Raw genomic sequence first — 14,418 nt, forward strand, 5'->3', positions numbered from 1 at the left:
TCCCGGCGAGATCGGGACCACTTGAACTGGCGGGCTCATCGGGCGTTGAGCAGGCTTGAGGCGTGGAGGTTCTCGATCTCGCTCGGTGGCAGTTCGGCATAACCACCGTCTATCACTTCCTGATGGTCCCGCTGACCATCGGGCTTTCGGTCCTGGTCGCCGGGATGCAGACGGCGTGGGTCCGCACGGGTGATCAGCGGTACCTGAAGATGACCAAGTTCTGGGGGAAACTCCTGCTGGTCAACTTCGCGATGGGCGTGGTCACCGGCATCGTGCAGGAGTTCCAGTTCGGGATGAACTGGAGCGCGTACTCGCGGTTCGTCGGTGACGTGTTCGGCGCGCCGCTGGCGATGGAAGGGCTCGTCGCGTTCTTCGTCGAGTCGACCTTCCTGGGGCTGTGGATCTTCGGCTGGGACAAGCTGCCGAAGAAGGTCCACCTGGCGTGCGCGTGGGCGTATTCGCTGGCGACCGTCGCGTCCGCGTACTTCATCCTGGCGGCGAACTCGTGGATGCAGCATCCGGTCGGGGTCGAGTTCGTCGACGGGAAGCCGACGATGAACTCGATCTGGGCGGTGCTGACGAACAACACCGCGCTGGCCGCGATCCCGCACACGCTCGCGGGCGCCTTCTCGGTGGCGGCGGCGTTCCTGGTCGGCGTGGCCGGCTGGCAGCTGTGGCGCAAGCGTTCGGAGGACGACGAGCACCGCGCGGTGTGGCGTTCGTCGTTGCGTCTCGGCGGCTGGACCGGCGTGGTGGCGTTCGCGGTGCTGGCGATCACCGGCGACCTGCAGGGCAAGCTGATGTTCGAGCAGCAGCCGATGAAGATGGCTTCGGCGGAAGCGTTGTGTCACACGGAGAAACCGGCGAGTTTCTCGATCATCGCGATCGGCGACGTGCGCAACGCGAACTGCGAGGACGTCAAGACCTTCACCGTGCCCGCGCTGCTTTCGTTCCTGGCGCACAACGACTTCTCGACCGAGGTCAAGGGCGTGGAGAACCTGATCACCGAGTATCAGGCGAAGTACGGCACGCACTACCCGGACGACCCGCAGCTCGGCTCGCTCGCGGGCAAGCCGATCGACTACGTGCCGAGCCTGCCGGTGACCTACTGGGGCTTCCGCGCGATGATCGGCTTCGGCGCGATCTCGGCCGGGATCGGGGTGCTCGCGCTCTGGCTGACCCGGCGCGGGCGGATCCCCGGGCAACGCTGGTTCCCATGGCTCGTGCTCGGCGGGATCGCGACGCCGTTCATCGGCAACAGCGCCGGCTGGATCTTCACCGAGATGGGCCGTCAGCCGTTCGTGGTGGTGCCGAACCCGACCGGTGTCGACGGGGTGTGGATGTTCACGGCACAGGCCGTCTCGAAGTTGTCCACAGGCGAAGTGTGGACTTCGCTGATCGCTCTGACGACCGTCTACGCGGTGCTCGGCGTGGTCGAGGTCTACCTGATGCGCAAGTACGTCCGGGGCGGCGTCGACGCCGTCATGCCACCGAAGAAACCGGCCCCGACCAGCAAGAACGGCGACTCGGAAGGCGGTGACGGCGATGACGACGCGCTGGCCTTCGCCTACTGATCGCCTCTTGACCTCACGTACCCAGCCCCCCGCCCTTCCCGGGGGACGGCCCCGCACCCAGCGTATCGGGGGTATCGCTCAGGCGGGTTACCCACAGCCGATCTGTGGACAACTTGCGCGGTTGTGGATAACTCAGGGCGACCGGGGGACGGAGAGCGTCGCGAAAGCCACTTTCGCGACGCTTGATGTCCCGAAAGTGGCTTTCGCGACATGCCGCGCGGCGTCCACAGGGCACGCGACCCGGCGGCGGGGTGAAGGGGCCCTTCACCGCATCGCATGCGGGCAAAGCGTCCTTCAGCTCCCGGAAGCCAGGAAAGTGAGCATCCGATGACCCTCGAAACGATCTGGTTCTGCGTCATCGCCCTGTTCTGGCTCGGCTACCTCTTCCTCGAAGGTTTCGACTTCGGCGTCGGCATGCTCATGCCGGTCCTCGCGAAGGACAACACCGAGCGCCGCGTCATGGTCAACACGATCGGCCCGGTCTGGGACGGCAACGAGGTCTGGCTGATCGTCGCCGGCGGCGCGATGTTCGCCGCGTTCCCCGGCTGGTACGCGTCGCTGTTCTCGGCCGCGTATCTCCCGCTCCTGGTGGTCCTGCTCGCCCTCATCGGCCGCGGCGTCGCGTTCGAGTACCGCGGCAAGGTCGACTCCGACCGCTGGCGCCGCAACTGGGACCGCGTCATCGGCATCGGCTCCTGGATCCCGCCGTTCGGCGTCGGCCTCCTGCTCGCCACCACCGTCCTCGGGCTCCCGCTCGACGCCGACGGCAATCGCGTCGGCGGCCCGTTCGCCGCCCTCAGCCTCGAAACGCTGCTCGGCGCGATCGCGGTCGTCGGGTTCTCGCTGGTGCACGGCGCCGCGTTCCTCGCCCTCAAGACCGAAGGCGACCTCCGGCACCGCGCGCGGAACCTCGCCACGCGCCTGCTCCCGGTCGCCCTGCTGCCGTTGCTCGCGTTCCTCATCGTCGTGCAACTGCGTTCGGGCGACCTGTGGACGCTGTTCCTCATCGGCGTCGCGGTCATCGCCGCGGTCCTCGCGTGGTTCAAGATTCGCATGGGCCGCGAAGGCCAGGCGTTCGCCGCGCTCGGCGGGGTCATCGCGGCTTCCGCCGTCGCGATCTTCGTCGCGCTGTACCCGAACGTCCTGCCGTCCACATTGGACGCCGCGAACACGTTGACGATCGCGGGTGAGGCGTCGAGCCCGTACACGCTGACCGTGATGACCTGGGTCGCGCTGTTCGGCGCCCCGGCCGTCCTGATCTACCAGGGCTGGACGTACTGGGTGTTCCGCAAGCGCATCGGCACCCGGCACATCCCACCGGTGCACGCACCATGACCGAACTTCCCGGCCGCGACACCCTTTCCGCCACGGAGTCCACAATGGACCCAGCGCGACCGGGGAAGGGTCCGCTCGGCGCGCTGGCTCCACTTTCGAGTGCGGCGCGCCGAGCGTTGATCCTCAGTGGAATCCTTTCCTTCATCAACGCGCTTCTGCTGGTGGGACAGGCGTTCCTGCTGGCCGACGTCCTCTCCGCGGTCGTCCGCGGAACACCGGGGGACCGCACCGCCCAGCTGGCCGTGCTGCTCGCGCTCGTCGCAGGGCGCGCGCTGACCGGCTGGGCGGTGCGGATCGTTTCCGTTCGCGCGGCCGCCCGGGCGAAGGAGGAGCTGCGCGCCAAAGCCCTCGACCACGCCTTGAAACTCGGCCCGGAATGGATCGCGCGCCGCGGCCACGGCGAGCTGACGTCGTTGACCACCAAGGGACTCGACGCCCTCGACGCCTATTTCACCCAGTACCTTCCGGCTCTGGTGACCGCCGCGATCGTGCCGTTCGCCGCCGGCGTCGCGATCCTGTTCGCCGACTGGCCGTCGGCCCTGCTCGTCGCGATCACCGTGCCGCTGGTGCCGCTGTTCGCCATTCTGATCGGCAAGCACACCGCCGAACGGGTCGCCGAAGCCGCAGACGCCGAACAACGGCTGTCCGGGCATCTGCTGGAACTCGTCCGCGCGCTGCCGATCCTCAGCGCGTTTCGCCGCGCCGGGGCACAGGCCGAGACGGTCCGGAAGATCTCCGAACGCCATCGCCGCACCACACTCAAGACGCTGAAGGTCGCGTTCGCGTCGGCGTTCGCGCTCGAACTCATCGCGACGCTTTCGGTCGCGCTGGTCGCGGTCGTCATCGGCGTCCGGCTCGTCTCCGGCGACCTGTCGCTCGCCATCGGGCTCGGCGTGCTGATCCTCGTACCGGAGTGCTACCAGCCGCTGCGGGCGGTCGGCGCCGCGTTCCACGCCAGCGAAGACGGTGTCGAGGCCGTGCGCCGGGTCGCGGACGTGCTCGCGGAACCCTTGCCGCCCAACGGCTCCGCGACTCCGGCCAAGGGCGAGATCCACGTCGGGGGACTGCGCGTCACCAGGCGCGGCGGATTCGCGCCCGACGGTGAGACGTTCAGCGTCCGGCCCGGCGAGATCACCTGGCTGCGCGCGCCCAGCGGCGGCGGCAAGTCGACGACGCTCGCCACGCTGCTCGGTTTCGTGCAGGCGCACGACGGGACGATCACCGTCGGCGGCACCGATCTCGCCGACGCCGACCTGGAGCGCTGGCGTGAGAACGTCGCCTGGGTGCCGCAGTCGCCGGTGTTCGGCGGGGGCACGGTCCTCGACGAGGTCGGTGCGGAGGACATCCTCGGCGAACTCGGGCTGACCGGACTCGCCGACCGGCCGGTTTCGAAGCTGTCGCAGGGACAACGCCAGCGTGTCGCGGTGGCGCGGGCGCTGGTGCGGGTCCGGTCGGGCGCGTGGCTGCTGTTGCTCGACGAACCCACCGCGCACCTCGACGAGGTCAACGCCGCGCGCGTCATGGCCGCCGTCCGCGCGGCCGTCGACAACGGCGCCGCCGCGATCATCGCCGCCCACGAACGCGGTTCCGGTGTCGACATGTCGACCACGAGTGGAGTTGAAACCAGCACCGCCGCGGAAACCCGCGAAGTCCGGCCGCTGCCTTGGCGCGAACTGCTACACCCGAGGTTCTTCGGCGGTGCGTTGCTCGGTGCCGCCGCATTGCTCGCCGGGGTCGCGCTGACCGCGCTCTCGGGCTGGCTGATCGCCAAGGCTTCCCAGCAGCCGCCGATCCTGACCTTGACGGTGCTGATCGTCGGCGTGCGCACGTTCGGCCTCGGCCGCGCGGGCCTGCGTTACCTCGAACGGCTGGTCACGCACGACGCCGCGTTCCGGATCGCCGGAACCCTGCGTGTCCGGCTGTGGGAGTCGTTGGTGCGGCTCGGCCCGGCACGGGCACTTCGAGCGGGTGAAGAGCAGCGTCGGCTGGTCGGCGACACCGACACCGTGCGTGACCTGCTTCCGCGCGTGATCACTCCGCTGATCTTGGTCGCACTGGTGGCCGCCGGCGCGGTCGCGGTCCAAGCCGCGGTGCTGCCCGAAGCCGGGCTCGCGCTGGCGGTGGCCGTGCTGGTGAGCGCGTTCGCGCCGCTACTCGCGCTCCGGGCGGAGCGCCGCGCGACCAGTGCGCTGGCCGCCGGACGGCGTTCGGTGTCGGCGCAGGTGCTGAGCCTCTTCGAGGCCGCCGCCGAACTGATCGCGTACGGGGCCGACAAAGACCGTCGTCGACGAATCGCCACGACCGACGCCGCGCTGACCGCCGAAGCCCGGCGACAGGCCTTCGGCGCGGGTGCGGCCGACGCCCTGATCATCCTGGCGACGGGGGCCGCCACCGTCGTGAGCACCGGGTTCGCCGTGAGCGCCGTCGCCGCCGGCGCGCTGAACCCGGTGCTCGCGCCCGTGGTCGCCCTGGTGCCGCTCGCGCTGGCGGAGGTCCTCTCCCTTCTTCCGCCCGCCGCGCAGCACTGGGACACCCTGCGCCAGGCCCGTCTGCGCCTCGCCGCGTGCAATGAACGGTCCGTTCCTTGCAAAATTCGCAAGGAAAGCCCCGTTCCTGGCACCGGCGGGGTGCGGATCCGGAACGCCGACCTCGGCTGGCCCGGCACCGAGCACCCCGTCCTCACCGGCGTCGACCTCGACATCGCGCCCGGCACGCACGTCGCCGTCGTCGGCCCGAGCGGCGCCGGGAAGTCGACGCTCGTCGCGGCCCTGCTCGGCTTCCTCCAGCCGAGCAAGGGCGACGTCGCGACTCCCGAGAACGTCGCCTGGGCGCCGCAGGAACCGATGCTCGTTTCGACCACGGTCGCCGAGAACCTGCGCCTCGCCAAACCGACGGCGTCCGAGGCCGACCTGCGAAAAGCCTTGTACGAGGCCGTTCTCGAAGACGTCGAGCTCACCACGATGCTGGACAGTGCCGGGGCCGGTCTTTCGGGCGGGCAGGCGCAGCGGGTCGCGCTGGCGCGGGCCGTGCTCGGTGCCGAGCAGGCCGATCTCGTCCTGCTCGACGAGCCCACCGCCCACCTCGACGAGCCGACCGCGCGCACCCTCCGCGAACGGCTCGGCGAGGCGCTCGCCGGGAAGACCGTCGTCCACGTCACGCACCACGCCGCCGAGGCCGAAGAAGCGGACGTGATCCTGGAGGTCCGAGAGGGCCGCGTCACAGCGCGCGCCTTGGCCGGAGCCGACTAATGTCGATAGCGCTCATGGATCCCACGCTTGCCGCGCGCGCACTGTCCGCCGCCACCGAGATCACCGGCACCGCCCTGTCCGGTGACGACCCGGGTGACGTGCTGGAGACCGTGGTCGCCCGCGCCGTCGAACTGGCCGAGGCCGACCTCGGTCTCGTCATGGTGCGCGCGGACGACGGCCAGGTGGTCGCCGAGGCCGCGCACGGGGCCACCACCCAAGGCCTGCGCGGGCTGGCCTTTTCCGCCGATTCCGCCGCCGGACAGGTCGCCCGCGGCGGTGGGCCGGTGGTCAGCGAGGACTTCACCGTCGATCCGCGCACGGCGCCGTTCGTGCCGCCGGAACTCCAGGGTTTCGGGCCGTTCGCCGCTTCGGCGTTCGGTGCGGGCGGGCGTGTCCTCGGCGCGCTCACCGTGTACCGCCGCCACGGCGGGGAACCGTTCTCCGCCAGCACGGTCGAGGTGCTCACCGCGTTCGCCGCGCAGGCGGGCGTGGTGCTCGCGCTGGCGGAGGGCGCCAACGCGCGGCACCGCGTGACCCTCTACCAAGAGCGTGAACGCATCGCGCGCGAACTGCACGACGTCATCGTGCAGCGCCTCTACGGCGCCGGGATGCAGCTCGACCGCGTCCGCAAGAACATGCGGAAACGCTTCGCGCAGGCCGACGGCGCGCGGCTGTCCGAGGCGATCGACCAGCTCGACCAGACCATCGAAGAGATCCGCGGCACCGTGCGCGCCCTGCGCAGCCCGGAACCCGCGAATCAGGCCGTCACCGCCACCGACCTCGCCGAGTCCGCGCGGGGCGAGGTGCGTATCGCGGGCGAACTCCTCGGCTACCCGCCGACCCTCGAACTGTCGGGCGAACTCGCCGACATCCCCGCCGAACAGGCGGACCACATCCGTGCCGCCCTGCGCGAAGCACTGTCCAATGTGGTCAGACACTCCGGGGCGAGCGAGACCCGCGTGACGCTCAGCCGCGACGCGGAAGGCGTCAAACTCCGCGTGCGGGACAACGGATCCGGGGTCCCGCAGGGAGTCGCCAAACGCGGTCTCCGTCATCTCGCCGAACGCGCGACGACGTCGGGCGGGCGTTTTTCGATCAATTCTTCCCCGAGTCTGGGGACTTTGGTCGCTTTCGACGTTCCGCTCGACTGAACCGTGTAACGGCTGGGGCCGGGGCGCGACTCTATGTGCATCGAACGCGCCCCGAGCGCGGATTCCCAGCGAAAGGACTCCCTATGTCCTCGATTCGTCGCGCCCTCGGCACGGCCGTCATCCTTGCCGGATTCTCCTTGTTCGGCCCCGCTTCCGTCGCGTTCGCGCTGGCCGAAGCGCCCGCGATCGCCGACCTGGACTGCGGTGACTTCAAATATCAGGAAGAAGCGCAGGCCGAACTCGAGAAAGATCGTTCCGATCCGCACGGGCTCGATCGCGACAAAGACGGAATAGCCTGTGAAGATCTCCCGAAGCGCGGAGCGCCGGCGACCACGACGAGCGTGCCCACCCTTCCCCCGATCACCACGGAAACGCGGGCGCCGCAGTCCAAGGACAAGGATTGCGCCGATTTCCCCTCGCAGGCCGCCGCGCAGGCCGAGCTCAAGAAGAACCCGCGAGACCCGCACAAGCTCGACGGTGATCACGACGGATACGCCTGCGAAACCCGGTTCGGTGAACCCGCGAAATCCGGTCAGGTGAAGGTGAAGCCCGTCGGTGGCGTCGCGACCGGTGGCGGGGAGGTCGCCGAAAGCAACGGTGGGTTCCTTGAGGTCACCGCGGTCGCGCTGACCGGCGCCGCGTTGCTGACCGTGTCGGCCGCGGGCGCGTCCCTGGTCCTTCGGCGGCGTGCGGAGCGATGATCCGGCCTTTCTGGCGGCGATGGCCGGTTCCGCTGGTCGTCGGCACGCTCATCGGGGTGGTGCTCGCGGCCGCGCTGACCGCGTGCGCCGCCCCTCCGTCGGGCAAGGTCGCGTCGCCGGCGCCGCCTTCCTCGGTGTCTTCCGTCGCGGAGGCGCCTCCGCTGGCGCCCGCGAAACCGGCCAGGCTCGAGATCCCGGCGATCGGCGTCCGCACCGGCGAGATCATCGACCTCGGCCTGGCCGGTGACGGCACCCTGGAGGTGCCGCACGACGCGATCACCACCGGCTGGTTCACCGGCGGCCCGGCGCCGGGCGAGATCGGGCCCGCCGTCCTCGCCGGGCACGTCGACTACAAGAAGGTCCCCGGCGTCTTCGTCCGGCTCAAGGAACTGAAGGCGGGCGACGAGGCACTCGTCCACCGCGAGGACGGGATCACCGCGGTGTTCACCGTGTACGCCGTCGAGCGGCATCCGAAGGCGTCCTTCCCCACGGAGAAGGTCTACGGCGACACGACCGGGCCCGAACTGCGCCTGATCACCTGCGGCGGGGATTTCGACTCGTCGACCGGCAACTATCTGGACAACGTCGTCGCCTTCGCGAAACTGACGCGCGTTTAGATTCTCCGGATGCGCACCGTCTACGTCGTCACGCATCCGGAGGCCACGCACCACGTCGATCGCCTGGTGGGTGGGTGGTACGACTCCGAACTCACCGCCGAGGGCGAACGCGCGGCCGCCGCCGTCGCCGAGTCGCTGCGCGCGAAGGTGCCGGACGAGATGGAGCTCTACGCCTCGGATCTGCGCCGCACCGCGCGGACCGCGGAACTGATCGGCGAACGCCTCGGCGTGACCCCCGTCCTGGACCGGCGGCTGCGCGAGAAGTCGTACGGGGAAGCCGGCGGAAAACCGCAGGCATGGCTGGACAGCCGGTTCGTCCCGCCTCCCGCCGTGGGCGAGCGGCTGGGACACGACGAAGGAATCCCCGGCGCCGAAACGAAAGGCGCGATGGCGGCGAGGGTCTACTCGGCCATGGAGTCGATCCTGGAAAGCCCATGCGAGCACCAGATCGTCGTCACGCACGGTGGCGCGCTCACCTTCGTGATCGCCGCGTGGATCCGGATGCCGCTCGAAGCGGCCGGGTACGTCGACTTCCGCGGGTCACCCGGCAGCGTCACCATGCTGCGTGAGGACGACTACTTCCACAACCGGCAGGTCGTGATGCTCGCCGGGAAATGAAAGGATCTCCCCGGACCATCGAAGACCATGTGGGGAGATGACATGCCGAGGTTCCTGCGAGCCGTGGCCCTTGCCGCCGCCGTGGCGGTCGTACCGGTGACCGTGCCCGGCACGGCCACGGCATCGATCGCGCCGCGCTGTCCACAGCTGCGGTTGGCGGACCACTGGTACGGCGACAACGCGGCGAAGATCCAGCAGGTCATCTGCGGTAAGAAGCACGGCGAGCGGCCCGTCGCGGTGTTCGATTGGGACAACACGGTCATCAAGAACGACATCTCCGACCAGACCGTCTTCTGGATGATCCGGCACGACAAGGTCCTCCAGCCGCGAAACAAGGACTGGCGCACGACCAGCCGCTACATGACCGACGCGGGGGCGAACGCGCTGAGCAGGGCGTGCGGCACCGCGACCCCGGCCGGAAAGCCGCTCCCCACCAGCAAGAACGTCGCCTGCGCCGACGAGCTCCTCTCGGTGCGGAAGAGCGCGAAGACGACCACCGGCGAAGAGGTCTTCGCCGGGAACAACCGGCGGTACATGGAGGCGGCCTACGCCTGGGTCGCGCAGATCAACGCCGGATACCGCCCGGACGAGGTCCGCGCGATCGCCCGGCAGGCCAGGGCCGCGGCGTTGCTGGCGCCGGTCGGGGCGACCCAGAAGGTCGGTTCGAGCACCCAGATCGCGTGGATCCGGTACTACCCGGAGATCAAGGACCTGATCGCGACGCTGAACAAAGCGGGCTTCTCGACCTGGGTCGTTTCCGCCTCACCCAAGGAATTCGCGGACGTCTGGGGCACCGCCGTCGGCATCCCGCCGAGCCGCACGCTCGGGATCTACTCGCAGACCACGAACGGCCGGATCAACGGACACCTCGAAGGCTGCGGCGGGCACGCCGACGGCGCCGACGAGATCATGACCTACATCGACGGCAAACGGTGCTACATCAACGAACGCATTCTCGGGATCCGCGGCGCGAAGGCGATGGAACCGGCACCGGCGGGCAAACGGCAGGTGCTCGCCGGCGGCGACGCGACCACCGACGTCACGATGCTGCGCGACGCCACCGGAGTCCGCGTCACGCTCAACCGCAACAAGGACGAGCTGATGTGCCGCGCCTACGACAACGCGGACGGGAAGTGGGCGGTGAACCCGATGTTCATCGAGCCCTTCCCGGCGCTCAGCCGCACCTATCCGTGCTCGACGACGGCGTACGAAAACGCCGACGGCACACACGGTCCGGTGCTGCGCGACGACGGCACGGTCATCCCGGATCAGCGGGACACCGTTCATCCCTGAGCGGGTTCACGGTGAGTGACGTGCATGATCCGCGCTGCTAGCGTGTCGGATACAGCTGTGAGGGGGTTTACAGGTGACCGATCCGTTTCAGGCGGAGCTCGTCAAACAGGCCGTCGCGCTGGTGTTCACCGGTGGGGGCAAGGTCGCCGAGTACCTCTGGAAGAAGCTTTCGGGGCGGCGGGACGAGAAACGCCTGCGTTCCGACCCGGCCGCGCTGGAGGCCGCGGTTCGCCGCCTGGCCGCGGAGGATCCCGCCGTGGCGGGGGAATTGCGCGAACTGGTCGGAAGCATGCTCGCGATGGGTCACGACCGGCCGCGGATCGTGCCCCGGTCACCGAATCTGTTCGACCGCGTCGGCGCTCAGGCTCAGCTGGGCGGCACAGGTGTCGTGGTGCTCTCCGGCCCGTCCGGGGTGGGCAAGACGACGCTCGCCGAGCACTACGGGACGCGCTCCGGCGGGGCGTATCCCGATGGCGCGCTGCTGATCGACCTCGCGGACCATCGCGACGGCCCGGGCGCGCCGTTGAGGATCAGCCAGGTGCGGGAGGCCGTACTCCAGGCGTTGGGCGTGGAGCCGAAACTCATCACGCCCGGTGCCGGGGAACTGAAAACCCAGTACAACGACGTCCTCGGGCCGTTGCGCCTGCTTCTGGTCTTCGACTCGGTCGAGAACGTCCGCGATCTCCAGGCGCTGGTGCCTCCGGCGCCGATGAGCTTGGTGCTCGCGTTGACCGAAGGGCCGTCCGACGAGCTCGTGACGCAGTATCCCCGGCATGTCCCCCTCAGCAGGCTCGAAGAGGGCGCGGATCGGATGCTTTTCGAAGCCATCGCGGGGACCGACCTGCTCGCCGCCGATCCCGAAGGCGCGCTCGAAGTCCTCGTCGAATGTGACCGTTTCCCGGCGACGGTGGTCGCCGCCGCGATCGCGGCGAGGCAGCGGGCGGCACTGGCGGCTCGGCCGCTCAAGCTCCTCGCGAAGGAACTGAGCAGCGGGCGCGCACTCGGCCCCGTGAGTGCCGCCTTCGACCGGGTTCTCGCCGCGCTCCCGCCGCGGGAACGGGAGCTTTGCCTGGCGCTGAGCGGAATTCCGGGCCCGAGCTTCACGTACGAGGCGGCAGCGGCCGTCGCCGATTGCGAACCGTTCGAGGTCCTCGACGCGCTGGTGCATCTCCAGTCGGTCTTCTTCGTGACCGAGGAGCCCGGCAAGCGCCTGCGGCTGACCAAACAGGCGAGGCAGGCGCTCACTCGCGCGGGTCACGAGCCGGACGGCGAGGGATTCCCGCGGCTGGTGCGTTTCCACCGCACCCGGGCGGTGCAGGCGGATCACTGGAAAATGGGCGACCGGCGGCTGAGGCTGTACGACCAGACGTTGCCGGAGGGCACCCGGCCCTTGGACCTTGCCCCTGGGCAGGACGCGATCGATCTTCTGGTCGCCGAGATCCCGACGTACCGTGCGCTGGCGAAACCGGCCCACGACGCCGGGCTCCATCGCGAGCTGACGCAGCTCTGCGGCGCCCTGGAAATCGTCGGGCTGCACCGGGGACACCTGCGCGAACTCGCGGAGATCAACGAGCAGGGGATAGCGAGCGCGGAAGCCCTCGGCGACGTCCCGCTCCAGTTGAGGGTCATCGCACAGCAGGCACGGCTGTACTCGTTGCTCCAGGAGTTCCCGCGGGCGGAGAAGGAACTCGGCAAGCTGGGAGAGCTGCTGCGACGGCTCGAGTCACCCGAGACCGAAACGAATCGGCAGCTTCGGGCGTCGCTTTGGGAGTTCCGCGGGCTCTTCCACCGGGAACGAGGCCAGTACACCGAGGCGTCGGCGTGTTTCTTCGAGGCGCTGAAGATCAGCCGGACGTTGGGCGGGCTTCCCTTCCGAGGGCAAGGGCTGCACGCGAGGATGCTCGCCAACGTCCAGGTGCTGCTCGGGGACCTCGCCGGAGCGTTCCGGTTGCTGGAAGAAGCCGAGGCGAACACGGACCCCGGCAACAAACGTGACCTCGCCCAGGTGTGGCTGGTGCGGGCGAAGGCGCTGAGCCGCTCGGGGACGGCGGAGGCCGCGCGGCAGGCGCTCGATCTGGTGCCGGAAGTCTGGCGCATGGTGGCTCCGACGGGGAGCGATCAGTACGACCTGGAGATCGCCGAGGCGCTCGGGGACGCCGCTTGGGCAGGCGGGGACTTCGGCAAGGCACGCGAATACTGGTCCGGCGTCTGGCAGCGGTTGCAAGCGGTCAAGCACCCGCGTGCGGACGCGGTGCACGCCAAGATCTACACCGAGCCGCCGCTCATCCGGTGAGCACCGAGGCGACGACGTTCCGGACGTGGTGGCCCTCCCGCACGCGGAACGACCCGGTCGCCGGGAGGTTTCGGTTCCTGCGCCAGTAATAGGCGGAAATCGCGGCCAGCGGCTCACCTCGCGTGGTGAGTTCGACGACCGGTTCCCCGGCACTCCAGAGCAGACACCGCTCCGCGCCGATCCCGGCGATGAGCCCGGCATCGGGACGGCGATGGGTGATTTCCCTTGCCCAGCCGTCGAATTCCGCGTCCTCACCGGTGAACTCGCAGTAGACCACGGCGGCACCTTCGAGTTCGTCCAAAGTGGACAGCTCCTCGTGGGCGACGACATGGCGATCGAGGGAGCCGGACCGTCCGGTCTGTTCGGTGGGGAACCGGGAGACCGTCAGATGGTCCACGTGCTGCCGAACCTCGACGGAGAACGTCGCGGGCTCCGTGACGTCCGGCACCGGATCGGGAACGGGGAGGAAGACCGCCCGGGTGTCCGGCTCCGTGAGCCGCATCAGTTCGTAGAGAACGGGACGAAGGAGCTCCGCGCACTTGCCGGAGAACTCGACCGCCTGCGCCGCGACCTCGGTGAGCGGTCCCGCGGCGCACGCCTGGTCGACCTGTTCGCGTAGATCGCGTTCCTGGCCGAGCCGCGGGGCCCTGGCGAGTAGTTCCGCGAGCGGGGAGTCCGGCACCACGGTGGCGGGTTCCCGGCTGCCGATCAGCACCGGGATCCGCGCGGCGGCCGCGTACAGCGCGATCGAGCCGCCGTCCGAGATCAGGCAATCCGCGGAAACGACGGTCGCCTGCCAGCCGCGTTGGGGCGGGATCACGGCGAGCCCCGCTCGCCGGGCCCGCGAGAGCCACGCGCGCAGCTGCCACGGACTGTGCGCGGCCCAGGCGCCCGGATGCGCGATGAGGCTGAACTTGTACTCGTCGACGGGGAGTTCGGTGAGCAGCCGTGCGGGCAGGCCAGGATCGGTGCCCAGCAGGGAATCGGGCCCCCAGGTGGAGGCCAGCACGACATGCTTGCGGTCACGGACGTCGAGCAGGCGCCGGTAGCGGGCCGCGCGGTTGAGACTGGCGAGCATCCGGTCGTGACAGGGGTCGCCGACCACGACGGCGTGCGGTTCGGCTTGGGGACAGTTCCGCCGGAGATAACGCAGCTGATTGCTGTGCGAAAGGCCGATCCGGCTGGGGACGACGTGACCGTCGCGGACCAGCCGCGCCGGGTTCAGACCGGAAATGACCGTCTGGTGCGGGTAGTGCTTCTGGTGCCCGATGCCGTGCGGCACGAGCAGGACGGGCGCGTTCACCCGGTGGAGTTCGTCGTTCTCGCTGGCGGCGATCGCCAGGTCGAACCGGGTCTCGACGGCCTGCTCCCAGGAGATGACCTTCGCGTCCAGCGAGGCGAGGAACTCACCGACCCCGGAGGACAGGATCGCCGGCTCGCGCTCGTTGTGGTGAACACGATCTGGACCCGCGGATCGTCCTTCAGCAGCGACACGACGTCGAGCAGCCGGGTCAGGGTGGTGACGGTGCGGACGACGACCAGGACACGGTGGGAGAACCGGACCGTGAGCCACTGGTCGAACTCGGGA

The 14,418-nt window shown here is 69.6% G+C and carries 10 protein-coding genes; 9 read left to right on the forward strand and 1 reads right to left on the reverse strand.

Features of this window, described 5'->3' with window-relative positions; genetic code table 11:
• The first annotated feature begins 62 nt into the window (after positions 1–62).
• The 9 genes from DMC61_RS02895 to DMC61_RS02935 all read left to right on the forward strand — a co-directional run bounded on the left by DMC61_RS02895 (position 63) and on the right by DMC61_RS02935 (position 12,830).
• Positions 63–1,574: a cytochrome ubiquinol oxidase subunit I gene (locus DMC61_RS02895; RefSeq protein WP_125686567.1), complete on the forward strand. Its 1,512-nt coding sequence runs from the start codon at positions 63–65 to the stop codon at positions 1,572–1,574.
• Positions 1,575–1,901: 327 nt separating this feature from the next.
• Complete coding sequence (cydB, locus tag DMC61_RS02900) at positions 1,902–2,909, forward strand: cytochrome d ubiquinol oxidase subunit II (RefSeq protein ID WP_125686569.1); 1,008 nt, start codon at positions 1,902–1,904, stop codon at positions 2,907–2,909.
• Entirely contained in the window at positions 2,906–6,157 is a 3,252-nt protein-coding gene (gene cydC, locus DMC61_RS02905) for a thiol reductant ABC exporter subunit CydC (RefSeq protein WP_125686571.1), read from the forward strand. Before cydB ends, cydC begins: the two co-directional genes overlap by 4 nt.
• 14 nt (positions 6,158–6,171) lie before the next feature.
• The gene (locus tag DMC61_RS02910) at positions 6,172–7,308 is read left to right on the forward strand and encodes a GAF domain-containing sensor histidine kinase (RefSeq protein WP_043847838.1); all 1,137 of its coding nucleotides are present in this window, start codon (positions 6,172–6,174) and stop codon (positions 7,306–7,308) included.
• An 83-nt stretch (positions 7,309–7,391) separates the two neighbouring features.
• On the forward strand, positions 7,392–8,009 hold the full coding sequence (locus tag DMC61_RS02915) for an excalibur calcium-binding domain-containing protein (RefSeq protein WP_125686573.1): 618 nt from the start codon (positions 7,392–7,394) through the stop codon (positions 8,007–8,009).
• A complete protein-coding gene (locus tag DMC61_RS02920) occupies positions 8,006–8,626 on the forward strand; it encodes a class F sortase (protein ID WP_125686575.1) in 621 nt (206 codons plus the stop codon). Before DMC61_RS02915 ends, DMC61_RS02920 begins: the two co-directional genes overlap by 4 nt.
• Positions 8,627–8,635: 9 nt before the next feature.
• Positions 8,636–9,244 carry a histidine phosphatase family protein gene (locus DMC61_RS02925; protein WP_125686577.1) on the forward strand — a complete coding sequence of 203 codons (609 nt, stop codon included), beginning with the start codon at positions 8,636–8,638 and terminating at the stop codon, positions 9,242–9,244.
• A 42-nt stretch (positions 9,245–9,286) separates the two neighbouring features.
• Positions 9,287–10,537, forward strand: a complete 1,251-nt coding sequence (locus tag DMC61_RS02930; protein WP_125686579.1) for an HAD family hydrolase — start codon at positions 9,287–9,289, stop codon at positions 10,535–10,537.
• A 73-nt stretch (positions 10,538–10,610) separates the two neighbouring features.
• Positions 10,611–12,830 carry a hypothetical protein gene (locus DMC61_RS02935; RefSeq protein WP_125686581.1) on the forward strand — a complete coding sequence of 740 codons (2,220 nt, stop codon included), beginning with the start codon at positions 10,611–10,613 and terminating at the stop codon, positions 12,828–12,830.
• On the opposite strand, the gene DMC61_RS02940 is transcribed toward DMC61_RS02935, so the two are convergent.
• Positions 12,820–14,403 carry a hypothetical protein gene (locus tag DMC61_RS02940; RefSeq protein WP_125686583.1) on the reverse strand — a complete coding sequence of 528 codons (1,584 nt, stop codon included), beginning with the start codon at positions 14,401–14,403 and terminating at the stop codon, positions 12,820–12,822. The genes DMC61_RS02935 and DMC61_RS02940 overlap by 11 nt on opposite strands.
• Positions 14,404–14,418 lie beyond the last annotated feature (15 nt).

Source organism: Amycolatopsis sp. WAC 04169 (assembly GCF_003947535.1).
GTDB lineage: Bacteria > Actinomycetota > Actinomycetes > Mycobacteriales > Pseudonocardiaceae > Amycolatopsis > Amycolatopsis keratiniphila.

Coding starts and splice junctions, on each gene's coding strand:
- cydB (WP_125686569.1), top strand. CDS start 1,902: ATGACCCTCGAAACGATCTGGTTCTGCGTCATCGCCCTGTTCTGGCTC.
- cydC (WP_125686571.1), top strand. CDS start 2,906: ATGACCGAACTTCCCGGCCGCGACACCCTTTCCGCCACGGAGTCCACA.
- DMC61_RS02910 (WP_043847838.1), top strand. CDS start 6,172: ATGGATCCCACGCTTGCCGCGCGCGCACTGTCCGCCGCCACCGAGATC.
- DMC61_RS02915 (WP_125686573.1), top strand. CDS start 7,392: ATGTCCTCGATTCGTCGCGCCCTCGGCACGGCCGTCATCCTTGCCGGA.
- DMC61_RS02920 (WP_125686575.1), top strand. CDS start 8,006: ATGATCCGGCCTTTCTGGCGGCGATGGCCGGTTCCGCTGGTCGTCGGC.
- DMC61_RS02925 (WP_125686577.1), top strand. CDS start 8,636: ATGCGCACCGTCTACGTCGTCACGCATCCGGAGGCCACGCACCACGTC.
- DMC61_RS02930 (WP_125686579.1), top strand. CDS start 9,287: ATGCCGAGGTTCCTGCGAGCCGTGGCCCTTGCCGCCGCCGTGGCGGTC.